The organism is Gemmatimonas sp., from assembly GCF_046594945.1.
In the GTDB taxonomy this organism is placed as follows: Bacteria; Gemmatimonadota; Gemmatimonadetes; order Gemmatimonadales; family Gemmatimonadaceae; genus Gemmatimonas.
This window is the reverse complement of the sequence record NZ_JBKJRB010000168.1, coordinates 14166-40316: the sequence shown is the minus strand read 5'-3', so window position 1 is coordinate 40316 and position 26151 is coordinate 14166. Positions and strand designations below refer to the sequence as shown.

Here is a 26151-nt window from a genome sequence, read left to right as displayed (position 1 = left end):
AGATGAAGCGTGTACTGGTTGCGTTGCTGGCATTGTTGGTGGTGGCGGTCGCCGGCTTTCTCACCGTCGGCGCGCGCATTGCCGACGGTCGGATGAATACCGTGGTCAGCACCGCAGTGCCGGTGGTGTCACCGGTGGCGGCGGCGTTGCATCGCCGGCTGTTCATCGCTGACATGCATGCCGACCAGCTGCTGTGGGGACGCGATCCGCTGGAGCGCGTATCGCGCGGTCACGTGGACGTTCCGCGGCTGCAGGAGGGTCATGTGGCATTGCAGGTGTTCTCGGTGGTGACCAAGACGCCTCGCGGCATGAACTACGATCACAACACAGGCGACACGGACAACGTGCTGCTGTTGGCGCTTGCCGAGCATTGGCCGCTCGCCACCTGGACGAGTCTCCGCGCTCGCGCCGTGTATCAGGCCGACAAACTGCGCGCCGCCGCGCTCCGCTCAGCGAATACGCTTACACTGATCACGACGCGTGAGGAGATGGCGCAGTTTGCGGAGCGTCGGGCCGGTGATCCGGCACAGGTGTCGGCGCTGTTGGCCATCGAAGGACTGCATGCGCTCGACGGCAGGTTGGAGAGCGTCGATACGTTGTACGCCGCTGGGTTTCGCATGATGGGACTCACGCACTTTTTCGACAACGAAGTGGCTGCCAGCGCGCACGGTGTCACGCATGCGGGACTCACCCCGCTTGGGCGCCAAGTGATCACGCGCATGGAATCGCTAGGGATCATCGTCGATCTCGCGCACTCGTCGTCACAGACGGTGCAGGAAGTGCTCGCCATGGCCACACGTCCGGTGGTGGTCTCGCATACCGGCGTGGCCGCCACCTGCCCGGGTCCGCGCAATCTTACGGACGATCAGTTGCGGGCGATCGCCGCCAATGGTGGACTCGTCGGCATTGGATACTGGGATGGCGCGGTGTGCGAGCCCACCGTGAATTCTATCGTGAAGGCGATCATGCACGCCGTGCAGGTGGCGGGTGCGACACACGTGGCGCTGGGGTCCGACTTCGACGGCGCCACGCAGACGCCGTTCGATACCCGTGGCCTGGCGGCTATCACCGATGGACTGCTCAAGGCGGGCATGGCACAGGACGTCATTGCGCGCGTGATGGGAGAAAACACGCGGGACTTCCTGCTACAGCAGCTGCCGTCGTCGTCGCCCACGCCGCCGGCTGGCCGGTAACGCGCGGTGCTGAACGCATGACGGAGCACGCATGACGCGCGCCTGGTGGATGCTGGTCGTGGCCGGACTGCTTGAGGTTGTCTGGGCCATCGGACTCAAGTACGCCGACGGTTTCCGGAAGCCGGTGCCCTCGGCGCTCACCGTGAGCGCGATGGTCGCGAGTTTTTACTACCTCGCGCAAGCACTCAAGACGCTGCCCGTCGGCACCGGCTATGCGGTCTGGACCGGCATCGGTGCGGTCGGCACGGCCATCATTGGGGTGCTGGTGTTCGGCGAGTCGCGCGACCTCGGACGGATCGTCTCGGTCGCCCTGATCGTCTGCGGCATTATCGGCCTCAAGCTCACCTCGCCCAGCTAGCGCGCCCGGACGACGCGACCAGTTTGGCACTTCTCGCTGCCACGAGGCATTACATCAGCATGATCCGATTTACCGCTGTTGTCCCGGTTCTGCGCGTCGCGGATGTCGAACGCTGCATGGCTTGGTATAGCGAGATCCTCGGCTTTTCCGCCGATCCGTCTCCCGACGTAGCACCGTACGATGGCTGCATTCTGCGTCGCGACGCCGCCGAACTGATGCTCCGGCGCACGCGCACCCCGATCGTGCGCGCCCCGGCCTCCCATGACTGGGATATTTATCTGCGGCTCGACGGTGGTGAACTGACCGCGCTCCTCGATCACACCCGTCGTCGTACGCCGCTGGTACGCGGGCCGGAACTGATGCCCGGTGGTCAGGTCGAATTCGAGCTTGAAGATCCGGAAGGGCACCGGATTTGTGTGGCTGAAGTCCTTGATGACGCGACGGGCTTCCCTCTCGCGGTCGACTAGCGCGGTCGACGTTCAGACGCGCTCAGCCCGAGACTGATTGGGGTCCGGTCGTGCGTTGCGGGAGGGCGACGCTGATTGCGATCATCGTGATCACGTTCAGGACGAGCGCCAAGAAGCCCGTGTTGATGTCGGTGATGCTCTGCGGCCACCCACGAAAGAGTGAGGCCATCGACACGCCGCCGAACGCGGTGACGGCGACCGCCGCCTCGCCCACCACGATGCCGGCGATGGCGCCGGCGGCGGTGATGCGCGACTGTGGCAGCAGGGAGGCGAGCAGCGCGGGAAAGAGTTGGGTGACCATGCTGTACGCCATGAGCAACAGCGTAACGAGTGTGCTGCCACCGCGGAACGTGAACAACAGCGCGATGCCGGCGAACAGCGGCACCAGCAGGCGCGCGCGCGTAGCGGAGTCGGCCGGCTGCCCTTCGCGCGGCGGACGGAGGATGCGCGCGAGCGTCGTAGCGATGCTCATCAGAATGAGCGACCCCGGCACGAGCGCAGTGAGCAGCCCCGCCGCGCCGACCAGTCCCACGATCCATGGACCGAACGTGTCGCGTGTCACGCGCAGCAGCGCGAGATCGACATCTGAGCCCGTGAGCCCCGGCACGGACAGTAGTGCCGCGAACCCGATAAAAAACACGAACAACAACACCAGCTGATAAAGCGGCATCAGCGCAGCGTTGCGGCGGAACACCGACGCGTCACGGGCGGTGAACACCGAGCCGAACGTATGCGGCCACATGTAGAAGCCCAGCACGGTGAGCGCCACCGTGCTGGCGAACCAGCTCGGCGACATTCCGTTCAGCGGTAGCGTGAGGAAGCCAGGACGCTCGGCGGCGATGCGCGTGAACATCGGGCCGATGCCGCCGTGCAACTTGTACGGCAACACGATGCCCAGTCCGACCACACAGAGCAGGACCATCACGTCTTTGAGCGCCGCGGTCATCGCCGAGCCCTTCACGCCGGACAGCACTACGTAAATGACCGTTGCGATGGTGCCGATCCAGATCGCGGCGTTGGCGCTGATCGCACCGTACGATGTCTCCGACACGATGATGCCGAGTCCTTTGAACTGCAGCACGAGATATGGCATGAGTGCCGCGATGCTCACCACGGCCACCAGCGTGCCCAGCGCGGGACTGCCATACGCGTGCGTGAAGTACTCTGCCTGTGAGAGCACCTTCCACGCTGTGCCGCGCTTCCAGATGGCGGGTAGCAGCCAGTACGACATGATGTACGCGACGGCGCCGTAGCCGATGATGTAGAATGCGGGCGCGCCGCGTCCGTAGGCCCAGCCACTGCCGCCGAGAAACGTGAACGTCGTGTAGATCTCACCGGCCAGCAGCATGAACACGAGCACCGTGCCGAATCCCCGATTGCCCACGCTCCACTGTTCGAGACTCGTCGTGCCACCAGCGCTTCGCGCGCCGCGCACGCTAAGCAGCAGCGCCAACAGCAGGGTGGTGGACAGAATCCCCAGCGAGACTATCATGGGTCGCGATCGTCGAGGGCGCCGATGATGGCCATTGTCACAGACGACATGAGCACCCAAAACACGATCCATCCCAGCAAGAACGGCATGCCGAGGATGCGCGGCTCGACGCGATTTGCAAACCACGGCGCGCCGAGAATCGCGACTGCTGGTACAAGGGCCAGCAGTCGATACGGTTTCGTCACGCCAACCCGAGCAGGTCGAGCGTGGCGGCGGTGAGATACCGCAGGCCGATGTCCAGCGACCGCTCGTCGATTTGAAAGCGCGGGTGATGATGCGGGAAGTCGATGCCAGCATCGACGTTGCCGGCACCGATGAACGCAAATACGCCGGGCGCCCGCTGCTGGTACGCCGAGAAGTCTTCTCCGCCCATGGTGGGACGCATGTCGATCAGCGTGGCCGCGCCGAAGGTGCGCGTGACCACGTCGGTGAGTCGCGCGGTGAGGCTCGGATCGTTGACGACCGGACGGTATCCCGGCTCGTAGCGAAACGCGTACGTGGCGCCGAAGGCGCCGGTCACCCCTTTGATGATGCGCTCGATCGTGACGGGCACCGTGGTGCGCAGCGTGGGATCGAAGGTCCGCACGGTACCGGCGAGATAGGCCGTGTTGGGAATGACGTTGAAGGTGGTGCCGGCGATGAACTGCGTGATCGATACGACCACGGGATCGAGGGGATCGACGGTGCGCGACACAACGTGGTGGAGCGCCGAGACCACCTGCGCGCCGACGGCGATCGGATCGATCGTGTCGTGGGGGACCGCCGCATGTCCGCCCTTGCCGAGTATGGTGCACTCGAAGGTGTCGGGGGCCGCCATGGCCGGCCCCGAGATCAACCCGATCTGCCCGACTGGCATGGCCGCCCAGACATGGAGACCGATGACCTGATCGACGCCGTCCATCACCCCCTGTCGCACCATCTCTTCGGCACCTCCGGGCGAGAGCTCTTCGGCATGCTGAAAGATGAAACGGACTTCGCCGCGCAGCCGATCGCGGTGGCGCGCCAGGAGGGTCACGAGTCCGAGCGCGATCGACGTGTGCCCGTCGTGCCCACAGGCGTGCATGGCGCCATCGGACTTCGAGCGGTACTCGACATCGTTCTCCTCGTGGATCGGGAGGGCATCGATGTCGGCCCGCACGGCAAGCACCGGCCCGGGACGACCGGTGAGTAGGCGCGCCATCACGCTGGTGTCGGTGGGACGCGAGATCTCGAGGTCGCCAATCTGTTCGAGCACCTGCCGGATGAACCGGGCGGTTTCGTGCTCTTGAAAGGCGACTTCGGGGCGCCGGTGGAGCGCGCGGCGCCAGTCGATCACTTGAGGCGCCAGCTGGTGCGCCTCGTGGAGCAAGGCCGCGGCGTCGAGCGCCGGCGAATGAGTGGCAGTCGTCATGGTCACGGATCAGGCACGGGTGGACTCGGACGCGTCCCTAGTGATGTAACCGCTTTCCGCTTCTTTGCGTAGGTTAGACTATGGTCCAACAGCAACCCGTATCCGCGCCGGCGGTTCCAGCTCCGCCACCCGTTCCTCAGGTGCCGCTCGGCGCCACCAGCGGTGGCGAGCTGATCCTCCTCAACTCCAAGCCGCTCTCTGCTGCCGACGTCGAGGCGCTCAAGGCGAAGCGCAGCGAGCTATCTCGTCAGCTTTCGTCGGTACAAGGGCGCCGGGACGATGCCGCGAGAGAGTTAATGCGCACCTCGGGGCCCAGCGCCAAGGGGCTGGAACAGCGTCTCGCCGTGATTGACGAGCGCATCGTGCAGCTGGAGCGGGATATCGCTTCGAATGGCCGTGAACTCGCTCGCGCTCCGGGCGAACTGGTCAACGAAGAAGCCACCGCGCAACGTTACGGACCGTTCAGCTCCAATCAGCTCACGGCGATTTCGATCGTCTCGATCGTGATGGTGTGGACACCGCTGGCGTGGGCGGCGGCGCGCATGATGATGAAGCGCGCGAACCAGCCGAAGCCGAGTCCGCAGTTGCTGGAGGGCGCGGCCCGTCTCGAGCGCATAGAACAGGCGGTGGACGCCATGTCGATCGAAATCGAGCGCATCTCCGAAGGACAGCGTTTCGTGACGCAGCTCATGTCGAACCGGGCACCGGTGCCGGCGCTGGTTGAACGCACCGAGTCGCCGGCGTAACGACGGTGGTTAGGCCGGCAGGTCGTCGGCCGTGCGGTCGGCCAACAATGTCGGGTTGGTCACGATGGACGTGATGGAACGCGGACGCACGATGCCACGGAGCCGCTGGTAGTTGAGCCGGAACAGTTCGACAGCGGCGGGGACATCGTGCTCGCTTCGCATCCGAAAACTGATCCACCCCGAATTCGGCTGGGTGCGGTGCGGTTCGGCGCGACCGGCGGCCACGAGGTCGCGACGCAGCCTCACCGGCATGAGCAGATCGGCCACACCGCCCACATGGACGTGACCGATTTCGCGATGGTCGACACGAAACTCCACGCCGCCGAACCGATACGGCCGTGTCTCTACGCCATCCCAGTGCTTGACGATACCGGCGACACGTTCGCCGAGGTCGATAGTGCCCATGCGCGTCACCAAGGCAAGACGTGAACCGATTGCAGCGCTGCCTGAGCATGCACCAAGTTTCCGCGAAAGGCGAGCAATCGGGAGTGTCCGGGTTTGCGGAGACGAATCGTGTCGCGGCGCGGACGCGCGCGGCGTATCGTCCGACATGGCTCCACTAAACGCTGCTCCTGATGCAACGATCGATCCGCGCTGGCGGGCGGTGGTCGAGCGCGACCGCCAGTGGGACGGCAGTTTCGTCTTTGCGGTGACGTCGACGAAGATCTTCTGTCGCCCGTCCTGTCCTTCGCGCCGTCCGCGGCCGGAGCGGGTGCGATTCTACGCGACCGGACACGACGCTCGTGCGGCTGGCTTCCGTTCGTGCAAGCGATGCGAGCCGGAATCAGCATCGGCCGCGGGCAGCGATGCGATACACACGACGATGGTGGTGCGGGCGATCAACCGGCTGGAGGATGAAGCGATGACGGTCACCCAACTCGCCAACGCGCTCGAGGTGAGTCGAGCCCATCTGCAACGCGTCTTCACCCGCCTCGTTGGATGCACGCCCGCCGAGTGGCAGCGTGCGCAACGCAGCGAACGATTGCGCGCCGCACTCTCAACGAGTGCATCAGTCTCGAGCGCTGCCTTCAATGCGGGGTTCGACTCGTTACCGAGTGCATACATTGCCGCCTCGGCGCACCTCGGCATGTCGCCGGGGGCACTGCGCCGCGGCGCCTCCGGAGAGACGGTGTTCTATTCGATCGTTCCGTGCGCACTCGGTTTCGTATTAGTTGCGATGACGTCGCGTGGTGTGCATCGCGTACTGCTCGGTAGCGATCCGCTGGCGCTTGACGCGACCCTGCGGGCTTCGCTGCACGCGGCCGACATCGTGCGCGACGACGCCGCACTCGGTGACATCAGCGCAACTGTGGTCGGGCTGGCGAGTGGCGCCGCGCTGTCGCAACCGTTGCTCAACGCGCTGCCACTTGATCTCCGCGGTACCGCCTTTCAGCAGCGCGTGTGGCGTGAGCTGCAGCGCATCCCGCGAGGCGAAACGATTACGTACGCGGAGCTCGCCGCACGCATCGGTTCACCAAAAGCGGTACGGGCCGTGGGCACGGCGTGCGGTGCGAATCCGGTGGCGATGGTGGTGCCATGTCATCGCGTGGTGCGTGCCGACGGGAGCCTCGGCGGATACGCATGGGGGGTGGAACGGAAGGAGCGTTTGCTGCGGGGGGAGCAACTGCCGACGGCTTAGGGGGCAGGGGGAGGTTGTCAGGGGGGAGGAAGCAGAGCACCGCGCACAGCGGCCTGCCTCCTCCCCCTGTTGTGCTCCTCCCTGTCCCCGAAGCCGTTGGCGGTTCCCAGATCAGACCGGGAACAGCATCTCCCGGTACCGCGGTAGCGGCCAGTACTCGTCGCCGATCGCGAGCTCGATGACATCGGCCGCGTCGCGCACTTCGCCCATCGTATCGCAGCCAGTGGTTGTGAGATAGTTGGCCTGGCCATCGAGGTCATCATGCATGTGCTCGGCCTTGGTGAGTACCTTGGCGAGTTCTGCGCGCTTCTTCTGCAACGTGGCCACCAACTTCGATACCGAGTTCGCGGCATCGACGATAGGCTGCATATTGATGCCGGCGGCGGCACCTTGTCCCGCTGATGCGGCAAGCTGTCCGAGATACGCGTACGCGGCCGGCAGCACCTGCGTGTCGATCATCTGCTGCATCGTATGCAGCTCGATCAGGATGTCCTTCACGTAGCGCTCGAGCCGCACATGGTAGCGGCTATCGAGTTCGACGGCGGTGAGAATGTTGGTGTTCTTGAACAGTGCGATGGCCGTGTCCGTGCGCAGTTGGGCGAGCGCTTCCGGTGTACGACGCAGATTGAGTAACCCACGCTGCTTGGCTTCGACCACCCATTCGTCGGAATAGTTGTTGCCCTCGAACCGCACGGCAGCCGATTCCTTGAATGCCTTCGCGGCAACCTTGAGCGCGGCGTCGTCGGTACTCTTGCTGGTCTTGAGCTCCGCTTTGAGCTGTTCGATGATCTCGCCGAGCGCTTCAGCCACGGCGGCCTGTAGCAGCATGACGGGGAACGCGATACTCTGCGAGGCGCCGACCGCGCGGAACTCGAACTTCGCGCCCGTAAAGGCAAAGGGCGATGTACGATTGCGGTCGGTGTTGTCCTGTTGGACTTCCGGAAGCTTCGCCACGCCGAGCTTGAGCATGGCCTGCTCCGCGTTCTTCGGTGACGTCTTGCCGGCAGCAATGTCTTCAACGACCTGCGTGAGGCCCGAGCCGAGAAAGGCCGAAATGATCGCGGGTGGTGCTTCGTTGGCACCGAGCCGATGTTCGTTGCCGCTCACCGCGATGCCGGCGCGGAGCAGACCGGCGTGCTTGTGTACGCCCTTCAGCACAGCGGCCAGAAACACGAGGAAGCGAATGTTCTGATGCGGCGTCTTGCCCGGCTTGAGCAGGTTGGTGCCGTCGAGCTGGTTGTCGGACGTGATCGAGAGCGACCAGTTGCAGTGCTTGCCAGAGCCGTTGATGCCGGCGAACGGCTTCTCGTGCACGATGGCCTGCAGCCCATGACGCAGCGCGATCTTCCGTAACACGCTCATCACGAGATGGTTATGATCGACGGCGATGTCGGTGTCTTCGAAGATCGGCGCCATTTCGAACTGCGACGGTGCGACTTCGTTGTGACGCGTCACGATGGGCACGCCGAGCTTGTACAGCTCATGCTCGACTTCGCTGATACAGGCCTGCACGCGCTCGGGGATACCACCGAAGTAGTGGTCTTCGAGCTGCTGGCCACGCGGCGGCGGCGCGCCGACGAGTGAGCGCGCCGCCATGACGAGGTCGGGGCGGAGGGCAAAGTGCGAGCGGTCGATGATGAAGAATTCCTGCTCGACACCAAGGGTGGTGTTCACGCGAAGGACATCGCTGTCGCCGATCAGTTCGAGCAATTCCATGGCGCGATGCGACAGCACGTCGGAGCTCCGCAGCAGCGGCGTCATCTCGTCGAGTGCTTCACCATTGTAGCCGATGAAGACCGACGGGATGCACAGATACTTCACGCCACCGGTTTCGCTGATGAACACGGGCGACGCTGGATTCCACGCGGTGTAGCCGCGGGCTTCCCACGTGGCGCGCAATCCACCCGACGGGAAGCTGGACGCATCGGGCTCCGACTGAATGAGCTGCTCACCGGTGAACGTCTCGATGGGGATCGTGTTCTCGTCGAAGTTCAGGAAGGCGTCATGCTTTTCGGCGGTGAGGCCGGTCTGCGGCTGGAACCAGTGCGTGAAGTGCGTCACGCCACGCGACATCGCCCATTCCTTGATGACCTGCGCGACGACGGGGGCGATCTCGGAGTCGAGCTTTTTGCCGAGGCGGATGGACGCCGCGAGCTTCTTGTAAACGTCCTTGGGCATCTTGGCGCGCATCTGGCGCAGCCCAAAGGTGTTCATGCCGAACCACACGCTGGTCGGCTGCAGAATGCCGTTCTCTTCCGGGCGGACCGTAATGCGGACCGGGCGCTGCGTCACTTCGCGCATGGCAGCGATGCGCGAGCCGTTCAGGGAGGACATGGCGATGTGATTTGAGAGTGGTAGTCAGACGGCCGGTCAGCCATGGGTCCGCTGTACGGCGATTCGTGCATTCGTTGCAGAAATATGTCAGAAGCAGAGCCAGAATCCACCTCGGAGTGATAAAATGTTCGCATTTTATTGACTATTTAGCGGAAAATATGGTACAGTCTGCTATCATAGTAGATTTTACGAACAAAAACCGAAGAAAAGTTGTGCTCTGCGCCTCTGTGTCCTCGTTCCCACTGCGTGATCTGTGCAGCGGAGCCTGCCCCGTACCGGAACTGATCATGCCGAGCACGCAGAGGCGCAGAGAACGCCGAGGGTTTGGCGGCGAGCCACTTCTCGGGGTACACTGGAAAATGCGAACTGCATTTTGTCTTTTGGGGGCGCGACGGACGATCGCGGCGACCGGGCTCGCGATGGCGGCAGCCTGCGGCGGTGGGGACACCGCTGCGACCGACTCGACCGCGAGCACTCCCCCGGTGGCGGTGATGCCGCGGCCGGCGACACCGAGTGACTCGGCCTGCCCACGCGACGGCGCGTGGAAGCGGTGTGCTCTCGAGGATCGCGTGGTGAAGTCGGGGCTAGCCTTCAAGCCGGCCGGCGACTCGATGAAGGTGGCGTACCTGAGCGTGCCGGGCGTGCGCTACAAGATCGGGCTCACCGCGTCGATGGTCGCGTTCTTCTATAGCGACTCGCTGGCCGCAGCCCGGGATGTCACGGCGCTTGACCGCTTCCGACTGACGCCGCGCGGCGACACGATCGGGGCGTGGCCGTCGGTGCCGAGTGATGTGATCTGGTCGAGCAATCTGGTGGCGGTGCTGTTCAACGCCTCGGCAACACAGATCGAGCGCATTCGGCTCACCATCGCGGCGGGAGCACCGCAGCCGCTGAGTAAAGCGGCGCAGGCCGCGCAGGCCGCGCAGGCTCAGCAGGCCGCGCAGGCCGCTTCGGCCGCTTCGGCTCAGCAGCTCCCCCCGATGCCGTCGCGCTAATGGTGGTCTACGGGCGCGCCTTCGCGTCGGCGCGCCAGTCTCTCACCATTCGCACCAGCACCGTAGATCCGTAACTGATGGCCAACCGCTGCGCGACAAAGGCGCGGCCGGAGGCGGCGGCGTGCCGTTCGGGGCGCCAGCTGAGCGACGTGGCGGAGCCGATCGTGATGCCCGCGAGCAACGGGAGATTGGGTCTCCGGTTACCAGCGGTGGTGCGAAGGGTACTGGTGCGTACGAATGCGCAGCCGGCGCGGACCACGACTTCACGACTCCAGGCCACCGGCCGAGAAATGCACGGCGAGCGATCGTCCACCCAAGGCACGGCGCGGTCGACCAGATACCGCACACTCGTTCGCACGGCAAGAAATCCGTACAGGTCGCCCACGCGAGAACCGTATCCACCCCACGTGCGCTTCCAGGCCTCTGGCGTGCCCATCGTCTGTGACCATCCGGCCGACAGGAGCGGTGTGACGAGTTGAATGGGACTTGGCCTATCCGACACGCGCTCAACCGCGGGCTCGGCGACGGTTTGCGCGCGAGCGGCCGCGCGTGGAACGCCGAGAGCGGCAATGATCAGCAGGGCGGCGAGTCGCCAGTTCGGGGAAGCGGGCATACGGAGAGATTGAATTTAACGGATTGGCTCCCAGCAGAACTTCACTGCAAGAAGGCTGCAAGGCAAATGGCCGCCGAGTACAGCACTCGACGGCCATCTATTATTGTACGACCATTGATAAGCTAGTATACCGACACTATAGAACCATTATTGATTATCTTCGGCCAGCTGTATCGGGCGCTGGCTTTGGGGTGTCGAGCGCGGCGCCGAGTGCTTCGGCGGTCCAGCTGATGGCATTGGTGTAGAAGTCGCCGACTTTGGCGGGGTCGATGCCCATCTCCGTGGCGATTTCAGTGGCGTTTTCGAAGAGACCGAGCTCGTACGATTCGGCGAAATTGATCGCGTCGGCGTAGGGTCCGGTGCGGTCGAGCAGCGCTTCGTTGGCTTCGTCGCTGAGTACGACCCGCGAGAGGATCTCGGGGAGTGGCATGCGGAAGACGGCATCGAGCAGTGAGAACAGGCCGACGAGGAACAGGGTGCCGCCGTCGCGAGGGCCGCCGGCCAGCTGCTCGAGCAGTCGACCGCGTTCCACGGCCTGCCGTACCAGTTCCTGATCCACGCCATTCGACGATCGACGGGCGGCGGCTACCGCTACGGCCAGCCACCGGAGAAATGCGGTTCGACCGATCAGGCGGAGCGCTTGACCGATTGAGCTGACGCCCCGCATACCGATGGCGGCGGAATTCACGAGGCGAAGGAGCTGGAACGTGAGCACCGGATCGGTCGAAATGACGTCTTCGAGCTGGCGGTCGTTGATCTTCTGGTCGCGCGCCATGCCCATGAGTCGCATCGCGGCGACCGTAGACTGCGGCATGTTGGCCGATGGCAGCGGCTCGGGACGGCTAAAGAATGTGCCCTGAAACGCGTCGAAGCCGAGACCGAGCACCACCTCATACTGGGCGAGCTCATCGATCTGGGTGGCAATCAGCTTGGGGGCGTGCTTGCCGAAGCCCTGCGTGATGCGGTCGCAGATTTTGCCGATCGTGACGGCGTTCTCACTGCGGACATCGATCCGAACCCACGTCACGTACGGGACCAATGACTCGGACGGACCGGCGATCTCACCGACCTCGTCGAGTGCGAGGAGTCCGCCGTGCGCGCGATAGCGGGCGACGGCGTCTGTCACGGCCTCGTCGGCGTCGAGATCCGGCGGGAGCATGACAATCGCGGAGCCGGGCTCGGCGACGTGAAACGCGTCGTCAACCAGCTGCGCACGCGTGCAGGACACGAAAGCCGGCATGCGATTGCGCACCAGGTCGAACGTGCCGCTCAGGAAACTCTCTACGAACCCATGTTCCCCGATCTCCGTCTCTTTGAAGCGGATTTCGTACCCAAGCAGGGCGCCGGTCGTACCGAAGATGGGCTGGCGAACGAGGCAGAAGTCGGACATTTGGCTCGGAAGAACGCGGTACAGGGGTGGCGCCGACGGCGTCGTCGTAGCGACTCTAAGACGATTCAACTGCTCGCGAGGCACTCTTCGGGATTCGGACCCGTTCTGCGTGTCTCGCCATCATCCCTCGGTCAGACATGAGTATTACCACGCTCGACGGGAGCCTTCACCGCGGCTGCGGTGGGCGGTACGCCCTCCAGACGGAAAATGTGACCATGCGCATCAGCGGCATGGCGGCCGACGTATCGCGCGAGTTTTATCGGTGCGAGAAGTGCGGGCACGAGAACCGGATGATCGAACAGCGCGATGCGGCGGAGAAGTCGGCGACGGAGCAGATCCGGCTTGCCCATGATTTGCTGGCCCCGAAGGCGATCCGCCATCTGCGTGAATCGCTGGGACTCACGATTCCGCAGTTTGCGGACCTGTGCTACGGCACGCCGAAGGGGATCGTGGAAGGGTGGGAGAAGGGAAAGTATCTGCAGAATCGAGTCGCCGATGCGCTGATTCGCGGTCTGCTCGATCGCGAGACACTCGAGAAGCGCGCGGCGAAGGCTGGTGTGACGTTGCCAGTCATCGTCGATCCGCTGGCGCCTGTCGCGGCGCCGGACCTGGTGCTTACGCCCACCGCCTAGAACCGAGGACGCTGCTATCGCGCTCATCACCACCCACGAGTTGACACGTCGCTTCGGCGACGTGACGGCGCTCGACGGCCTGACGGTTTCGATCGAACCGGGGATTACCGGCCTCGTGGGCTCGAACGGGGCCGGCAAGAGCACGCTGGTGAAAATCCTGCTTGGACTGCTCGAACCCTCGAGCGGATCGGCGAACGTGATGGGGCACGATGTGGAGCGCGACCGTCCCGCGATCCGCGCCCTCGTCGGATATATGCCGGAACACGACTGTCTGCTGCCTGAGATGACGGCGGCGGAATTTGTCTCCTTCATGGCCCGGTGTTCGGGACTGCCGGCCACGGCGGCCCGAGAACGTGCGGCCGAAGTGCTACGACACGTGGGACTGTTCGAGGAGCGGTACCGGCCCATGGGCGGCTATTCCACCGGGATGGCGCAACGTGTCAAGCTGGCGCAGGCGCTGGTGCACGATCCGCGCATTCTGGTGCTCGACGAGCCCACGAACGGACTCGATCCCGCCGGCCGCGATGAGATGCTGGCATTGATTCAGCGAACGGGACGCGAGTTCGGTATCTCGGTGCTGGTGTCCTCGCACCTGTTGGGAGAACTCGAGCGCGTCTGTGATCACGTCGTGTTGATCGACGAGGGGCGTCTCGTGCGCGCGGAGCGACTCGGCGCGCTCACGGGCGAAACGGGCACCTTGCTGGTGGAAGTGGACGGCGATGTGGACGCGTATTGCGCCGCGCTGGTGGCGCAGGGGCTGGCGGTGCAGCGCGACCTCCTGCGCGCCCTCGTGGAATTGCCGAGTGGCGATGATGCGGAGAGTGTGGCGCGGGTATTCGCCACGCACGATATCGTGCGCGATGTCGCCGTCGCGACGGGCGTGGGACTGCTGCGCATTGAGCGGCGTCGCGGACATCTCGAAGACCTGTTCGCGGGATCGGCGACGTGAACGACACCACGATTCACGACCTCGGCTATCGACGCTACGACGGCGCACGTGAGGGGGTGCGCGGGGCATGGCGGGCGCTGTTCGCGCAGGGCTTCCGGGCGATGTTCGGACTCGGTCGTCCGCTCAAATCGAAGGCCGTGCCGGTGTTCGCGCTGGCGGCCACCATGCTGCCCTGTCTCGCGACGTTAGCCGCGTCGTCGGCCACCAAGGGGCAGTTGCCGATCATGTACGGCAACCTGATCGAATCGCAGCTCATTCTGTTCGTGCTGTTCGCCGCTGCACAGGCCCCGGAGGTGATGAGTCACGACCAACAGCACCGGGTGCTGCCGCTGATTCTCACGCGCGACGTGACGCGCGACGTATACGCCAGCGCGCGAATTGCCGCGGTGCTCGGCGCGCTCCTGGTGGTGTGCGCGGCGCCGCTGTTGCTGTTGTACATCGGTGAAATCGGCATCGCGGTCGATCCAGCGATGGCGTTTCGCCAGATGGGTACGAAAGCCGGGCCGGTGCTGATGCAGGCCACACTTACCGCCTGGGTGATCGGCTCGATCGGTGCGGCGATGGCATCGATGACGGCGCGCCGTTCGTATGCGACGGCGTCGGTAATCGGCGTGTTTCTGGTGGCAGCCGCGATCTCCATCGGACTTGATGATCTGGCTGGCGTATCGGCCGACGTGTCGGGGTTCATCGATCCGTTGCGCTCACTGCACAAGATGGCGTTGATGCTGTTCGGCGAGAAGACTCGCGCGATGGAGCTGGCGCCGCCGCCGCCGCTGTGGATGTTCGCCGCGCTGGCCCTCTCACTCGGCGCGACCGGTGTGCTGGCCACGGTCTGGCGTCTGCGTCGCGTGCGCGTATGAGTGATCAGCGTATGAGCGATCCGCCTATCCCCCTGGCGTTCGACCGGGTGTCGCACTGGTACGGCGATGTCGTGGCAGTGAACGACGTGACCTGCGTCATCGAGGCCGGGATCACCGGATTATTAGGACCGAATGGCGCGGGCAAGAGTACGATGCTGCAGATGGCGGCGGGCCTGCTCGCACCGTCGAGCGGCACGGTGCGGGTATACGGCGAATCGCCGCTCGACCGTCCGTCGCTCTTTCGCCGGGTCGCGTTGGTGCCGGAACGGGAAGCGTTGCCGCCGATGCTGTCGGCGCGCGCGTTCGTGGAGGCGCGTGCGGTGCTGCTGGGATTGCGCGATCCGAAGCCGGCCGCACTTCGCGCACTCACCATTGTCGAGATGGACACGGTGGCGGACCGCAAAGTGGGCGGCTTCAGCAAGGGCATGCGGCAGCGCACCAAGCTGGCGGCGGCGCTGGTGCACGAGCCCACGCTGCTGTTGCTGGACGAGCCGTTCAACGGTCTTGATCCGCGTCAGCGCATGCACATGATGCGCCTGTTGGAAGCCCGCGCGAGCGAAGGCACCGCCGTGTTGCTCAGTTCGCACATTCTTGAAGAGATCGAGGGCGTGGCATCGCGCATTCTAGTGATGTTGTCGGGACGCCTGGCGGCGAGCGGTGATCATCGCACACTGCGGCGTATGATGACCGACCGACCGCACACCGTGCGCATCCGCTCCACGAACGATCGCGCGCTGGCGTCGGTCCTGTTGTCATCACCGACGGTGATGGGAGTGGATCTCGAGACCGACGCGCTGATCGTGCGGACCATCGATTATACCGGCTTTGCGCACCACATCGGCGCCGTGGCACAGCAGGCCTCGATCACGCTGCTCGAAGTCCAGCCCACCGACGAATCGCTGGAACACGTGTTCGCATACTTGGTCGCCAGATGAGCGTCGCGTACGGTCGTATCTCGCCGTGGGCGACGGCACGGGTGCTAGTCCAGCTGGCGTGGGCCCGCACATTTTCGGTCACGCTGGTGGCCGGTGTAAGCGGACTCCTGTTGCTGCCGGTGCTCTTCGCGCTGGCGTTTGCGTCGCGCGGCAGCTTGAGTGGCGATCCGGTCGCGTTTCTGGTGCAGCGGTACGATACACTGGTGTGCGCGCTGGCGATGCCTCTGATCGGGCTGCTGCTGGGTACGAGTGCGTTCAGCGCCGAGACAGAGGATGGCACGTTGCTGTATCTCGTCACCACGACGACCCCGCGCTGGTGGATTGCCTGCGTGCGCGTGATGTATGCGTCGATCGTGACGGGCCTGCTGTCAGCGTTCGCAGTATGGAGTACCGGTGCGATCGCGGCCAATGGCAGCAATCCTGAGAACGTGACGACCGCGTTCACGGTTGCGGTGATGTTCGGCGGTGTCACCTACGCCGCTCTGTTCACCGCGCTGGCGTTGCTGACGCGTCGGGCGCTGGTGGCCGGCCTGGTGTACGTGCTGTTCTGGGAAGGCGCGTTGAGCTCGACCTTTCCCGCGCTACACTACCTCAGTGTGCGTCAGTGGACGCTGTCGGTGGCGTCGGCGCTCACGGAGTCATCCGAGAAGGCGCTGCAAAACGGTCCGTCGCTCGCGGCCTCATTGATCGGCGCGACACTGCTGGTGGTGGTGTCGGTGTACGTCGGTGGGCGACGATTGCAACGGCCGCGAATCTTGCGATAACTGCAAAGTATGGGGTACGGGGTACGGGGTAGGGAGTATTACTCCGTACTCCCGACTCCCTACTTCGTTTTAATAGCTGCCTGTAGTTCAAGATCCGGAATCGCCTTCCGTAGCACATTGTCGATCTGTGTGAGTCGCGCGGCCGGCGAACGCTCGGCCAGCAGTCGATATCTGCTGTCGAGATCCAGATCGATCATGGCGCCGACGCTCCACGCGACTTGCGCGGCGTCGTCGGGCAGCTCGGGGAGCGGATTCGTGTCGTCGTTCAACGTGCGCACGGCCTGCACGACGCGCTTGAAGTTGGCGATCACTTCGTCGGCCGCGACCGCCAGCGCGACAGGTGACGCGCCGGTCTCGTCGATCACGATGGTGCCGGTGGCCACGTGATACGGTGCGTCGTGTTCGACGAACGCATCGAGTGCGAATCGTTCGCGGCCCATCACGATGATGTTGGCGCGACCGTCGGGCATGACTTCGACGTCGGTGACCTCGGCCACGCAACCGAGGCGTCCCGCCGGCAGGTCGCGTTCGGCGACGCCGGGAATCGCGGCGATGATGCCGAAGCGCCGATCGCCTTCGCGTACATCGGCGAGCATCTGCCGATAGCGTGGTTCGAAGAGGTGCAGCGGCATCAGGGTGCCGGGGAGGAGCACGACACCCAGCGGAAAGATAGGAAGCAGGAGATCGGTCACTTAGGAAATATCTAGCGAAAGCGCGTCGTGCGCTCCACAGCGTGACGATGCGAACGGAATCCGTCGTCAGCGCCTCGGCCGAGGGCGACCATCGCGGTAATGGTGGCGCCGGTCGGGATGCCGAGAATGGCTTTCACGCGATCGGGCTCAAAGCCGAGCATCGGCGAGGTGTCGAAGCCTTCCGACTTGGCGATGAGGAGCAGATAACCGAGGGCGATGTTGGCTTGGCCATTGGCCCAGTTGGCGCGCGCTTCGGGGGTCATACCCCCAAAGTTATTCTCGAGCATGGCGATGGTGCTGGCACGCTTTTCCGTTGTGAGGTCGGGATGCACGACCTCGGCGAGGTTGGCCATGGCGTCATCCATGTCGGCGTAGATCGCGATGACGACCGGGGCCTCACCGACCTGCTTCTGACCGTAGGCCGCCTCCTTGAGCGCGTTTTTGATGGCCTGATCACGTACGACGATGAAGCGCCACGGCTGGAGATTGAAAGCCGAGGGGGCGCGTCCGGTGAGCTCGAGGAGCGTCTGCAGCTCGTCGTCGGTCACGGGGATGTCGAGATACGAGCGCACCGAGTGACGCGTCATGGCCGCGTGGGCGGCGGAGAGGCGCTCGTTGGTTATGGCATACTCTGCGGTGAGGAGCGCAGCGGAAGCGTTTTCGAGAAAAAGCATCTTAGTAAATTCCTGTTGGTGTGACGTCTGTCGTTATAACAAACAGTTGACCAAGAAATTAGTTTCCGGGACAGTTCCGGCGAACTCCATGAAGGAGGCTGGCGAGCTGTGCGCGCTCGCTGTCGGCGAGTCCATCGAATACCGAACACTCAGCTTGGCTAACGGACGGACCCGCGTTCTTGAGCAGTTGCCCGCCTTTCTCGGTGAGCTCCGTCTGCACGACTCGACGGTCCTTGTTGTCGCGTTTCCGCGCCACAAAGCCGGCACTATCGAGCCTGTCGAGCATCCTTGTCACATCGGGCCCAGGCGCGGCCAGATGCTTGGCGAGTTCGCTGCAGCCGGCACCGCTATTGTGGTGGCGTTCGATCACCAGAAGCAGTTCGAACTGCGCCGTGGTGACGCCGAACGGTTCGAGGGCCCACGCTAACGCGCGCTCGACATGGGCGGCGGCCGTCCGAAGGGCGTGAACCGTCTCCGAAGGCGTCGCGGTCGGGGTGGTCGCCTGCGTCGTGTGTTCGAGCGTCGTGTCAGATCTCATACCCGCAATATGTCTGTTCAAACAATGATTGTCAAACCAACTCATTGTTTAGGAGGCGCGCAGGTTGCTACCACTGGAGGGGTTCGGTCGATACATTGCCGATCTGCCTGTAGAGTGCGGGTAGGGCGCCGTCGCCAAGTGGTAAGGCAGGAGACTGCAAATCTCCCACCGTCGGTTCGATTCCGACCGGCGCCTCTTTCAACTGCGGTATCGAGTGCGGAGTTTTGGGTTCCGGGTACGGGGACGAGGGCGGCTCCCGTTCGGGAGTCGCCCTCGTCGTGTTTTGGGGGATGTGCCGCGAGTGCTACTCCGAGTACGCCGTGAGGTAGTGGACGCGGCGCCGGACCGGGAACAGTTGATCAGGCTGATCGAAGGTGGCGCGTTGGCCGTGGCCCCTCAGTCCATGTTTCCGCCGTCCGTACTCTGGCCGGTCTGGGACTGACCTCCGACCTTCTCGGCATCGCGATCAATACCGGCGGCTTCGTCACCGCCGGCTGCGCGGCGCCTGATAAAAGAACTCCTAGGTTGCGCCGATAGTCCGAAACACCATCTCCGTCAAAAACACTGTCGTCGAATGGTCCGCGTCCAAGTGCGTGACTTCCGTGAGCGATGGCAAATGTTCGGCGAAGTACTTCTGCACGTGTGAACTCTCCACCACCGTCGACACGAGTGCCACGGGATAGGCGTACACCGGATTGACCGCCGAAATCATCTCCGCAACACGTCGACACAAGCGCTTATAGCTGCGGAACAATCCCTCACGATTCTCGGCGGCGACGAGTTTGTTGAGGTAGACTTTGGACGACTCGGCGACCACAATGCGATAGAGCGCCGCCTCATCGATGTGCGGCGTGACGTCGTCGGCGTGAATGGGTTGCGTGAGCGCTTCGAGCGCATTCCGGAGACGATCGTCCGGCGCAGTCACATTGCTGGTGGCCACGTGCACGCGGTACTCCATCCAGCTCCAATACCACGACGTCAAATACAGGAGTAGCCGATGCTTTCCCCGGAAGTATCGGTAGATCGTTGGTTCGGTGGTGCCGATACGGTCAGCCAACTTTCGGAACGTAAAACTCTCAAAGCCAATTTCGTCCATCAGCTGAATGCCGTGCTCGATGATGCGAAGCCCCACGTCGGAAGAATTCGGATCTTTGAGGAACAACTTTTCATCAACAAGAATCTGAATGGGTACGCCGTCGTGGAGCTTGTTCATCGGGGATCGGAGTGAATGACATACATTAGCGGACGCCCATGACCATGAGCGAGTCGTAGAACTCCACTGCACCAGACTCGACGTCGTATATCCCGCCCAGCAACGCGATCTTGGAGTTGTCCAACATTTCGGCGAGCACCGGGCTCCGTTCGATGATCTGACGCTTCACCAGCTTCACGTTGAGACTCGCCACCCGTTCGACGTACTCGGCATTGCTCGACGTGCGGTTTTCGTGCGTCTCGGTTTCCTCGGCGATCGCCGGCTCAATCTTCTGCAATAGCGCCGTGAGATTGCCCAATCGCACTCCGTCGCAGGCACCCATGATGGCGCCACACCGTGTGTGTCCAAGCACCACGATCGCCTTGACACCTACGACCTTACAGGCGAACTCCATGCTCCCGAGAATGTCTTCGTTCAACACGTTGCCGGCGACGCGTACACTGAAGATATCGCCCAGCCCTTGGTCGAAGATCAGCTCGGCCGACGTGCGCGAATCGATGCAGCTGAGTACGATGGCGAGAGGATGCTGCCCCTCGCTGGTTTCGTTGACTTGCTGCAAGAGATTGCGATTGGCCTTGAGGTTGTTCACGAACCGTTCATTTCCGCGCCGCAGGACATCGATCGCGAGGTGAGGAGTTAGCGCGTCGCGCATCTCACGGGATAGCGTTTTCATTGGAGGTTGGGATTGAGGATGGCGCCGTGAACGTTCACGGCGATGTTGCGGGAAGAGGCACTTGCACGAAACTCGCGGAGGATTTCCAGCACATCGAAGTCGATGACCTTGGAGTGCGTGCCATCGATGACGACACGGGCATCGTTCGGGATGGATTGCAGCTTCGCCAGGATCTGTCCCTTGTTGAGGAACGACACTTCCTCTGCCAGCTGAATGCGATAGTCCATCGAATCCGACGCGTGCTCCGCGAGCGAAAACGGGTTGCGCAGGTTGTGGCGGAGAATGATCACGACGGCGACGGCAAATCCAATGCCGATACCGCGCAGCAGGTCGGTTGCCACGATACCCACAACCGTGGCTGCGAACGGCGCAAACTGCTCCCACCCGTGTTGGTACATCTGTTTGAACAACGCCGGCTTGGCGAGCTTGTAGCCGACCACGAGCAGGATGCTCGCAAGAGTGGCCAACGGGATCGTGTTCAGGAGCGACGGAATGGCGATGACGCACAAGAGAATCAGCACGCCGTGCATCATCGCCGACAACTTGCTCCTTGCGCCAAATGCGATGTTGGCCGAGCTCCGCACGATGACCTGCGTCACGGGTAGCCCACCGATCAGCCCGGAGACGATGTTGCCCAGCCCCTGCGCCTTGAGTTCGCGATTCGTCGGCGTGATCCGCTTCAGAGGGTCGAGGCGATCGGTCGCTTCAACACAGAGCAGCGTTTCAATACTGGCAATGATGGCCAGCACCGCCGCAATGACATACACGTCCGCGCGCTGGAGGAAGCTGAAGTCTGGGGTCGCGAACTGTCCCAGGAATTCGCTGACGCTGCCGGCGACGGGAATCGCGACCAGCTGGTTCGCCGCCAGCGAGAACGGTATCGCGCCTGACGTCATCAGGGCGCTGAGGAGCATCCCCGTGGCCACCGCCGCGAGTGGACCCGGAATCAGCCGGAATATTTTCGCCCTTGGCGCCAGCCAGCGCTCCCAGGCGATGAGAAGCATCAGCGACAGCGCGCTGATGAGCACCGCGCTTGGCGCCATCCGCTGCAGCATGTGGTCCAGCTGCGCAAAGGCCGTACTGCCGCCGCTCTCCTCGCTGCTCTGACCGGCAATGCCGATCGCGAATGGCAGCTGCTTGATGATGATCAGCAGACCGATGCCCGTTAGCATGCCCTTGATGACGGACGACGGGAAGTAGTAGGCAATCCCGCCCAACCCGGCGAAGCCCATTGCGAGTTGCAGGACGCCGGCAAGGACCACGGCCACCAAAAAGCCTTCCCAGCTCCCGCCCAGCGTGGCAATCGCGCCCAGCACAATTACCGCCAAGCCCGCGGCGGGTCCACTGACGCCAAGCGGGGACCCGCTGGCGCCGCCGACCACGATACCGCCCACGATGCCCGCGATAATGCCCGAAAAAAGCGGGGCCCCGGACGCTAGCGCGATTCCGAGGCAGAGGGGTACCGCCACGAAGAAAACGACGATGCTGGCCGGTAGGTCCTGCTTGAAGCTTTGGAAGAGTGCGCGCATGCTACTCTGGGTGACAGGGAAGTAAAGCTAACATTTAATATAGTATTACTATTGTAATCGGAAGTAAAGAGATGATTGCCTTTCGATGGGCGGTGGTGGGGACGACGAACGGGCGGCTCCCAGAGGGATCCGCCCGTTCGTCACGTCAGCGCCGGCACTACTGCCAGTATGCGACGAAATCGTAGTACGCAGCTCCGGCTCGAGAATCATTGACCCGGATGATGGCGGTGTAGCCGTTCCACGCACTTGGCTGCTGGACGACCGCGATGCTGCCGCGGCCTGAACGCTGTTCGATCTGCAAATTTACGTTCCGGTTCGGCAGTCCACCCCCGCGCATGTTCGAGTTCACCTCGCTGACGCGGACACCACTGCGGGTAATGGCGTCCACGCGACGGCCGGAGATCTGGATCTCGACCACGTCGTCGACGCGTCCGCTCCAGTTCAGCGAGCCCGCACCACCGTTTTGATCGTTCCGGCCGCGATCGTTGTGGCCGCCATCCCGGTCGTGGCGGTCTTTCTCTCGGTCTTTGTCGCGGCCTTTGCCTCGGCCTTTGCCCGGAAACGGCTCGCCGTCACGTCGACCGCCGCGTCCCCATCCACCACCGTTCCCGTTGTTGCCGCGCTCCTCGTCGCGATCTCCATCGCGACGATCGTAGACCTCGTCCCCATTTCTCTGGCCGCGATCGTAGACGTCGTCGCGACTGTCGCGGCCGTAGCGATCGTCCACATACGCGGTGAGGCGATAGTTGTCGGCACCGGCGCGTGGGTCACGGACCCGCAGCACGGCTTGGTACCCGTTTTGTGCCGACGGCTGTTCGATGACATCTACATCGCCACGTCCGTCGTTCACTCGCACGACCACATTGGCGTTGGTGCGCGGGAGTGCGGAGTTCACGCGGGTACGATTCGGCAGCGCGGCATCGAAACCGCTCGTGCGCACGTCACGGCCACGGACCACGATAAGCACTTCGCGATCCACGCGGCCCGTCCACGTGAACAGCGCGCGATCGGCCCGCGCCCGATCTTCGTACCGATCACCGTCATTCACCGCAGCACGGGCGGCAACCGTCTCGAGCACCGGGCTGGCGCGGTCGAACTGCGGGGTCGGCGCCGCATCAGCCTGACTCGCGGCGACAAAGAGCCCAGCGATCACCGGCATGGTGACGACAGAGCGGCGGGCACGAGATGAGATCGAACGATGCAGTGTCATGTGCTCCTCCAAAGAGCAGTAGTCACGACGGTAGTAGGCATCAGCGGTGCCACCTGGCGGCCGCGCGCGCGATCGATGTGGCGAATCGCGTCCCAACGAATGCAAGTGCTTGTCCATACAGCCGTTGAGTTGCCTTGTGCCTGACCTTGTCGCGGCCCTATTCTGATTTGAGAACGCGGACGCTGTCACCAAATTCGGACAGTCGACACCAACGCCACAGGACGATTCATTGAGCGCTCCGCTGTTGCTGATCCTGATTGCCGCGCTGGCCTTCTTGGCCACGCACGTGCTGTACGAGTGGCTGGCGAAGCGGCTACTGATTGTGTCGGGCGCCGAGTATCTGGTGCTCGGCGTGTTGCTGGGTCCGCAGGTGACCGGTCTGTTTCCACCGTCGGCCGTGGCGGCGTTCGAGCCGATTCTTGTGTTGGGAATTGGCTGGATGGGTATCTCGGCCGGGACCTCGCTGCGACTCCCGAGGCTGGTGCGCATTCCGTCAGTCACCTACCGGCTCTCACTGGTGGAAAGTCTGACGACCTTCGCGCTGGTCGCAGCCGGCGCCACGAGCGCCCTCGCGTACGGCTTTCAGGCGTCGTACGCGGCGGTAATGCTGCCCGCGCTGACCTTGGGTGCCATCGCGGTCGCATCGACTCCCGCAGGACTCGATGTGGCCTTCGGGCTCTCGGCACGAGCCGGCGCGCGTCGCGCTGCCCCCGTGCTGCGACAGATCGAAGTGGCACACGGCATGGACGCCTTCGTGAGCATCTTCGCATTCGGCATTCTGATTGCGGCCGCTCATACGCAGGTCCCGTTGATGATGCGTGCCCTCACGACGACCGAATGGGTCGTCGTGACGCTGGGCATCGGCGTCGTGGGCGGCGCCCTCTTTCATCTTTTTCTCGGCAGCGAGCGGAGTCCGGATCGACTCTTCATCTCGCTTGGCGGCGCCGTCATTCTCACCAGCGGCGCGGCATCGTACCTGCAGCTGTCGCCGACGCTGGCGGCGTTTGTGATGGGGATCGTGCTGGCGAATTCACTGCGTCAGCCCGCGCCGGTGGACGACGTGTTGCGCTCCGGAGAGCGGCCGCTGTACTACGTGTTGCTCATGCTGGCCGGTGCGGCCTGGGCACCTGGGTCGAACGTGGTCTGGTGGCTGGTGATTATGCACTACGTCGTCTTGCGCACGATTGCCAAGCTGTGGGGCACGGGCATCGTGACATGGATCAATCGGGCACAGGCCGAAGTGGGCCTCGACTGGGGACGTGCCCTGATGGGACAGGGGCGCCTCACATTTGCACTGGCGCTCGACTACTCGCGGCGAGGTCTCCCGTACGGCGATCTGATTTTCACCTGCGCGGCGGTGTCCGTGCTGTTCACGGAGTTCTTCGCCGCACGGTTTGTGCGATCGGCCGTCGATCCGTTGCTTGTTCCGCTCGAGCAGCTGTCTATGACGCTGTCGGCCACGACCGAGGCCGTGATGGAGTCGGTCACGGAGACGATGGCGCAACGTTTTCCTGCGTTGCGGAAGGTTGACCCGGATGCCAAAGAACACGAGCATAAGGGGAAACGCTGATGCGTCGTCTCATCATCCTTGTCGTGCTGTACGCGGTGATGCAGGGCGTCTTGCTCCTGAGCAGCGCTACGTCCGGCGTACCGACGTTGATGTTGTTCGGGTTTCTGATTCTCGCGGCGTACAGCGTGGGCGAGCTCGTTACAGTGATCGGTCTTCCGAAGATCGTGGGCTATATGCTCGCCGGTGTGCTGTTCGGGCCTCCCGCGCTTGGCTACGTGTCGCGTCCCGCGCTCGAAGAGCTGACGCCGGTGAGCAATCTGGCGATCGCGCTCATTGCCTTTCTCGCGGGTGCCGAATTGCAGATTGCCGAGATTCGCGAGCGCGGCATCGCGATTCTGAAACTGATGTCAGCGGAGCTGCTGCTCAGTTTCGTGGGTGTGGCGGTCACGATTGCGCTGCTGCGCAGTCAGCTGCCCGTGTTGGCGACCGCGCCGCCGGCCGAGGTTATGGCCTTCTCCTTGTTGGTGGCTGCCGTAGCGGTCGTGCATTCACCGGCGGCCACCATTGCGCTGCTCACGGAAACCCGCGCGAACGGCCCGGTGGCGCGCTATACGCTGGGTGTGGTGCTGGTAATGGACATCGCCGTCGTCCTGATCTTCTCAGGGGTCCTGGCGGCGGCGCGCGCGCTGGTGCCGCCAAATGGTGGCGGTGGTGGTGTGCAGGTCGGCACGGTGATCTGGGAAATCGGTGGCGCCGTGCTGGTGGGTGCGGTACTCGGCGCGTTCGTGGCGATGTATCTGCGTTTCATCAGTCGCGAGCTGTTCATCTTCGCGATACTCGTGGCCCTGTTCGGCGCCGAAATCGCGCGCGTCATGCACGTGGAGACGCTCCTCACGTTGTTGGTGGCGGGCTTTGTGGCGGAGAATGCGTCTGGAGGACGCGGCGAAGCGTTCAGGCACGCGATGGAGCGTGCGGCGGCGCCGATCTTCGTCGTGTTCTTCGCACTTTCCGGCGCGCGTCTTGATCCCGCAGCGGTCTTCCCGTTGTGGACCATCGTCGTGCCGGTGGTCGGGGTGCGCATGCTCGCCATCTGGGGCGGAATCCAGTTGGGCGGCCGATGGGCGAAGCTCGACCCGGTCGTGACCGACCACGCCTGGTACGGGCTGGTCTCGCAGGCCGGGGTCGCATTTGGACTGGCGGCGGTGGTGGCCGAGGTCTATCCGTCACGCGGTGAAAGTTTACGAGCGCTGTTGCTGGCGACGATCGCGGTGAACCAGACCCTTGGTCCGATTCTGTTTCGGATTGGACTGCGACGGGCGGCCGCCCGCGGTGGCTGATACCCGTTACCCGCCGCC

Annotated in this window: 27 protein-coding genes and 1 tRNA gene; 14 read left to right on the top strand and 14 right to left on the bottom strand. The window is 63.7% G+C overall.

From position 1 onward, the window contains the following. Positions 1 to 2 precede the first annotated feature (2 nt). Genes ACLL97_RS20360 through ACLL97_RS20350 form a run of 3 tightly spaced genes read left to right on the top strand, consistent with a single transcriptional unit; the run spans position 3 to position 2018 of the window. The gene (locus ACLL97_RS20360; RefSeq protein ID WP_411282316.1) at positions 3 to 1193 is read left to right on the top strand and encodes a dipeptidase; all 1191 of its coding nucleotides are present in this window, start codon (positions 3 to 5) and stop codon (positions 1191 to 1193) included. 31 nt (positions 1194 to 1224) lie between these two features. Next, positions 1225 to 1551 carry a quaternary ammonium compound efflux SMR transporter SugE gene (sugE, locus tag ACLL97_RS20355; protein ID WP_411282315.1) on the top strand — a complete coding sequence of 109 codons (327 nt, stop codon included), beginning with the start codon at positions 1225 to 1227 and terminating at the stop codon, positions 1549 to 1551. Positions 1552 to 1610: 59 nt separating this feature from the next. Next, positions 1611 to 2018, top strand: coding sequence for a VOC family protein (locus ACLL97_RS20350; protein WP_411282314.1), 408 nt, complete (start codon positions 1611 to 1613; stop codon positions 2016 to 2018). A 22-nt stretch (positions 2019 to 2040) separates the two neighbouring features. On the opposite strand, the gene ACLL97_RS20345 is transcribed toward ACLL97_RS20350, so the two are convergent. Genes ACLL97_RS20345 through ACLL97_RS20335 form a run of 3 tightly spaced genes read right to left on the bottom strand, consistent with a single transcriptional unit; the run spans position 2041 to position 4900 of the window. Then, the gene (locus ACLL97_RS20345) at positions 2041 to 3510 is read right to left on the bottom strand and encodes a sodium:solute symporter family protein (protein WP_411282313.1); all 1470 of its coding nucleotides are present in this window, start codon (positions 3508 to 3510) and stop codon (positions 2041 to 2043) included. After that, entirely contained in the window at positions 3507 to 3695 is a 189-nt protein-coding gene (locus tag ACLL97_RS20340) for a DUF3311 domain-containing protein (RefSeq protein ID WP_411282312.1), read from the bottom strand. The genes ACLL97_RS20345 and ACLL97_RS20340 overlap by 4 nt, the downstream gene beginning before the upstream one ends. Next, a complete protein-coding gene (locus ACLL97_RS20335) occupies positions 3692 to 4900 on the bottom strand; it encodes an amidohydrolase (RefSeq protein ID WP_411282311.1) in 1209 nt (402 codons plus the stop codon). Before ACLL97_RS20335 ends, ACLL97_RS20340 begins: the two co-directional genes overlap by 4 nt. Before the next feature lie 140 nt (positions 4901 to 5040). On the opposite strand from ACLL97_RS20335, the gene ACLL97_RS20330 reads away from it, so the two are divergent. Beyond that, positions 5041 to 5646, top strand: a complete 606-nt coding sequence (locus tag ACLL97_RS20330; RefSeq protein WP_411282310.1) for a hypothetical protein — start codon at positions 5041 to 5043, stop codon at positions 5644 to 5646. A gap of 9 nt (positions 5647 to 5655) precedes the next feature. Here ACLL97_RS20330 and ACLL97_RS20325 read toward each other — a convergent pair whose 3' ends face one another. Continuing rightward, entirely contained in the window at positions 5656 to 6051 is a 396-nt protein-coding gene (locus tag ACLL97_RS20325) for a luciferase family protein (protein WP_411282309.1), read from the bottom strand. A gap of 145 nt (positions 6052 to 6196) precedes the next feature. Between ACLL97_RS20325 and ada the strand changes: the two genes are divergently transcribed. Next, a complete protein-coding gene (gene ada / locus ACLL97_RS20320) occupies positions 6197 to 7285 on the top strand; it encodes a bifunctional DNA-binding transcriptional regulator/O6-methylguanine-DNA methyltransferase Ada (protein ID WP_411282308.1) in 1089 nt (362 codons plus the stop codon). Between the two features lie 111 nt (positions 7286 to 7396). Here the strand turns inward: ada and ACLL97_RS20315 are convergent, their stop codons facing one another. Continuing rightward, positions 7397 to 9619: a glutamine synthetase III gene (locus tag ACLL97_RS20315; protein ID WP_411282307.1), complete on the bottom strand. Its 2223-nt coding sequence runs from the start codon at positions 9617 to 9619 to the stop codon at positions 7397 to 7399. 359 nt (positions 9620 to 9978) lie between these two features. Between ACLL97_RS20315 and ACLL97_RS20310 the strand changes: the two genes are divergently transcribed. Next, positions 9979 to 10614: a hypothetical protein gene (locus tag ACLL97_RS20310; protein WP_411282306.1), complete on the top strand. Its 636-nt coding sequence runs from the start codon at positions 9979 to 9981 to the stop codon at positions 10612 to 10614. Between the two features lie 7 nt (positions 10615 to 10621). On the opposite strand, the gene ACLL97_RS20305 is transcribed toward ACLL97_RS20310, so the two are convergent. Together ACLL97_RS20305 and ACLL97_RS20300 are read right to left on the bottom strand one after the other, a co-directional pair. Beyond that, complete coding sequence (locus tag ACLL97_RS20305; protein WP_411282305.1) at positions 10622 to 11227, bottom strand: hypothetical protein; 606 nt, start codon at positions 11225 to 11227, stop codon at positions 10622 to 10624. A gap of 154 nt (positions 11228 to 11381) precedes the next feature. Continuing rightward, complete coding sequence (locus tag ACLL97_RS20300; RefSeq protein ID WP_411282304.1) at positions 11382 to 12617, bottom strand: EAL and HDOD domain-containing protein; 1236 nt, start codon at positions 12615 to 12617, stop codon at positions 11382 to 11384. 137 nt (positions 12618 to 12754) lie between these two features. Here ACLL97_RS20300 and ACLL97_RS20295 point away from each other — a divergent pair, with 137 nt between their 5' ends. Genes ACLL97_RS20295 through ACLL97_RS20275 form a run of 5 tightly spaced genes read left to right on the top strand, consistent with a single transcriptional unit; the run spans position 12755 to position 16757 of the window. After that, positions 12755 to 13249 (top strand): hypothetical protein, encoded by a 495-nt coding sequence (locus tag ACLL97_RS20295; RefSeq protein WP_411282303.1) that lies wholly within the window; start codon positions 12755 to 12757, stop codon positions 13247 to 13249. Positions 13250 to 13289: 40 nt separating this feature from the next. Next, a complete protein-coding gene (locus tag ACLL97_RS20290; RefSeq protein WP_411282302.1) occupies positions 13290 to 14198 on the top strand; it encodes an ABC transporter ATP-binding protein in 909 nt (302 codons plus the stop codon). Next, a complete protein-coding gene (locus ACLL97_RS20285) occupies positions 14195 to 15058 on the top strand; it encodes a hypothetical protein (RefSeq protein ID WP_411282301.1) in 864 nt (287 codons plus the stop codon). The genes ACLL97_RS20290 and ACLL97_RS20285 overlap by 4 nt, the downstream gene beginning before the upstream one ends. An 11-nt stretch (positions 15059 to 15069) precedes the next feature. Next, on the top strand, positions 15070 to 15993 hold the full coding sequence (locus ACLL97_RS20280) for an ABC transporter ATP-binding protein (protein WP_411282300.1): 924 nt from the start codon (positions 15070 to 15072) through the stop codon (positions 15991 to 15993). After that, complete coding sequence (locus ACLL97_RS20275; RefSeq protein ID WP_411282299.1) at positions 15990 to 16757, top strand: hypothetical protein; 768 nt, start codon at positions 15990 to 15992, stop codon at positions 16755 to 16757. Before ACLL97_RS20280 ends, ACLL97_RS20275 begins: the two co-directional genes overlap by 4 nt. Before the next feature lie 59 nt (positions 16758 to 16816). On the opposite strand, the gene ACLL97_RS20270 is transcribed toward ACLL97_RS20275, so the two are convergent. Genes ACLL97_RS20270 through ACLL97_RS20260 form a run of 3 tightly spaced genes read right to left on the bottom strand, consistent with a single transcriptional unit; the run spans position 16817 to position 18661 of the window. Next, entirely contained in the window at positions 16817 to 17449 is a 633-nt protein-coding gene (locus tag ACLL97_RS20270; RefSeq protein ID WP_411282298.1) for an LON peptidase substrate-binding domain-containing protein, read from the bottom strand. An 11-nt stretch (positions 17450 to 17460) separates the two neighbouring features. Further along, a complete protein-coding gene (locus tag ACLL97_RS20265; protein ID WP_411282297.1) occupies positions 17461 to 18123 on the bottom strand; it encodes a nitroreductase family protein in 663 nt (220 codons plus the stop codon). Between the two features lie 58 nt (positions 18124 to 18181). After that, positions 18182 to 18661, bottom strand: coding sequence for a MarR family winged helix-turn-helix transcriptional regulator (locus tag ACLL97_RS20260; protein ID WP_411282296.1), 480 nt, complete (start codon positions 18659 to 18661; stop codon positions 18182 to 18184). Positions 18662 to 18785: 124 nt separating this feature from the next. Here ACLL97_RS20260 and ACLL97_RS20255 point away from each other — a divergent pair. After that, a tRNA-Cys gene (locus tag ACLL97_RS20255) sits at positions 18786 to 18856 on the top strand. Between the two features lie 325 nt (positions 18857 to 19181). On the opposite strand, the gene ACLL97_RS20250 is transcribed toward ACLL97_RS20255, so the two are convergent. The 4 genes from ACLL97_RS20250 to ACLL97_RS20235 form a co-directional block, all read right to left on the bottom strand. Continuing rightward, entirely contained in the window at positions 19182 to 19874 is a 693-nt protein-coding gene (locus ACLL97_RS20250; RefSeq protein WP_411282295.1) for a TetR/AcrR family transcriptional regulator, read from the bottom strand. Positions 19875 to 19899: 25 nt separating this feature from the next. Next, positions 19900 to 20547: a carbonic anhydrase family protein gene (locus ACLL97_RS20245; RefSeq protein WP_411282294.1), complete on the bottom strand. Its 648-nt coding sequence runs from the start codon at positions 20545 to 20547 to the stop codon at positions 19900 to 19902. Continuing rightward, positions 20544 to 22076: a SulP family inorganic anion transporter gene (locus tag ACLL97_RS20240; RefSeq protein WP_411282293.1), complete on the bottom strand. Its 1533-nt coding sequence runs from the start codon at positions 22074 to 22076 to the stop codon at positions 20544 to 20546. Before ACLL97_RS20240 ends, ACLL97_RS20245 begins: the two co-directional genes overlap by 4 nt. Positions 22077 to 22233: 157 nt before the next feature. Beyond that, positions 22234 to 23286, bottom strand: a complete 1053-nt coding sequence (locus tag ACLL97_RS20235; RefSeq protein ID WP_411282292.1) for a hypothetical protein — start codon at positions 23284 to 23286, stop codon at positions 22234 to 22236. A gap of 229 nt (positions 23287 to 23515) precedes the next feature. Between ACLL97_RS20235 and ACLL97_RS20230 the strand changes: the two genes are divergently transcribed. Then, positions 23516 to 24856: a hypothetical protein gene (locus tag ACLL97_RS20230; RefSeq protein ID WP_411282291.1), complete on the top strand. Its 1341-nt coding sequence runs from the start codon at positions 23516 to 23518 to the stop codon at positions 24854 to 24856. Continuing rightward, a complete protein-coding gene (locus ACLL97_RS20225; protein ID WP_411282290.1) occupies positions 24856 to 26133 on the top strand; it encodes a cation:proton antiporter in 1278 nt (425 codons plus the stop codon). The genes ACLL97_RS20230 and ACLL97_RS20225 overlap by 1 nt, the downstream gene beginning before the upstream one ends. Positions 26134 to 26151 lie beyond the last annotated feature (18 nt).

What these genes read in the sequence shown, in the direction of transcription:
- ACLL97_RS20305 (WP_411282305.1), bottom strand. Translation starts at nt 11,227, where the DNA reads ATGCCCGCTTCCCCGAACTGGCGACTCGCCGCCCTGCTGATCATTGCC.
- ada (WP_411282308.1), top strand. Translation starts at nt 6,197, where the DNA reads ATGGCTCCACTAAACGCTGCTCCTGATGCAACGATCGATCCGCGCTGG.
- ACLL97_RS20310 (WP_411282306.1), top strand. Translation starts at nt 9,979, where the DNA reads ATGCGAACTGCATTTTGTCTTTTGGGGGCGCGACGGACGATCGCGGCG.
- ACLL97_RS20225 (WP_411282290.1), top strand. Translation starts at nt 24,856, where the DNA reads ATGCGTCGTCTCATCATCCTTGTCGTGCTGTACGCGGTGATGCAGGGC.
- ACLL97_RS20315 (WP_411282307.1), bottom strand. Translation starts at nt 9,619, where the DNA reads ATGTCCTCCCTGAACGGCTCGCGCATCGCTGCCATGCGCGAAGTGACG.
- ACLL97_RS20360 (WP_411282316.1), top strand. Translation starts at nt 3, where the DNA reads ATGAAGCGTGTACTGGTTGCGTTGCTGGCATTGTTGGTGGTGGCGGTC.
- ACLL97_RS20295 (WP_411282303.1), top strand. Translation starts at nt 12,755, where the DNA reads ATGAGTATTACCACGCTCGACGGGAGCCTTCACCGCGGCTGCGGTGGG.
- ACLL97_RS20250 (WP_411282295.1), bottom strand. Translation starts at nt 19,874, where the DNA reads ATGAACAAGCTCCACGACGGCGTACCCATTCAGATTCTTGTTGATGAA.
- ACLL97_RS20275 (WP_411282299.1), top strand. Translation starts at nt 15,990, where the DNA reads ATGAGCGTCGCGTACGGTCGTATCTCGCCGTGGGCGACGGCACGGGTG.
- ACLL97_RS20335 (WP_411282311.1), bottom strand. Translation starts at nt 4,900, where the DNA reads ATGACGACTGCCACTCATTCGCCGGCGCTCGACGCCGCGGCCTTGCTC.
- ACLL97_RS20325 (WP_411282309.1), bottom strand. Translation starts at nt 6,051, where the DNA reads ATGGGCACTATCGACCTCGGCGAACGTGTCGCCGGTATCGTCAAGCAC.
- ACLL97_RS20235 (WP_411282292.1), bottom strand. Translation starts at nt 23,286, where the DNA reads ATGACACTGCATCGTTCGATCTCATCTCGTGCCCGCCGCTCTGTCGTC.
- ACLL97_RS20260 (WP_411282296.1), bottom strand. Translation starts at nt 18,661, where the DNA reads ATGAGATCTGACACGACGCTCGAACACACGACGCAGGCGACCACCCCG.
- ACLL97_RS20345 (WP_411282313.1), bottom strand. Translation starts at nt 3,510, where the DNA reads ATGATAGTCTCGCTGGGGATTCTGTCCACCACCCTGCTGTTGGCGCTG.
- ACLL97_RS20280 (WP_411282300.1), top strand. Translation starts at nt 15,070, where the DNA reads ATGAGCGATCCGCCTATCCCCCTGGCGTTCGACCGGGTGTCGCACTGG.
- ACLL97_RS20350 (WP_411282314.1), top strand. Translation starts at nt 1,611, where the DNA reads ATGATCCGATTTACCGCTGTTGTCCCGGTTCTGCGCGTCGCGGATGTC.
- ACLL97_RS20265 (WP_411282297.1), bottom strand. Translation starts at nt 18,123, where the DNA reads ATGCTTTTTCTCGAAAACGCTTCCGCTGCGCTCCTCACCGCAGAGTAT.
- ACLL97_RS20300 (WP_411282304.1), bottom strand. Translation starts at nt 12,617, where the DNA reads ATGTCCGACTTCTGCCTCGTTCGCCAGCCCATCTTCGGTACGACCGGC.
- sugE (WP_411282315.1), top strand. Translation starts at nt 1,225, where the DNA reads ATGACGCGCGCCTGGTGGATGCTGGTCGTGGCCGGACTGCTTGAGGTT.
- ACLL97_RS20240 (WP_411282293.1), bottom strand. Translation starts at nt 22,076, where the DNA reads ATGCGCGCACTCTTCCAAAGCTTCAAGCAGGACCTACCGGCCAGCATC.
- ACLL97_RS20245 (WP_411282294.1), bottom strand. Translation starts at nt 20,547, where the DNA reads ATGAAAACGCTATCCCGTGAGATGCGCGACGCGCTAACTCCTCACCTC.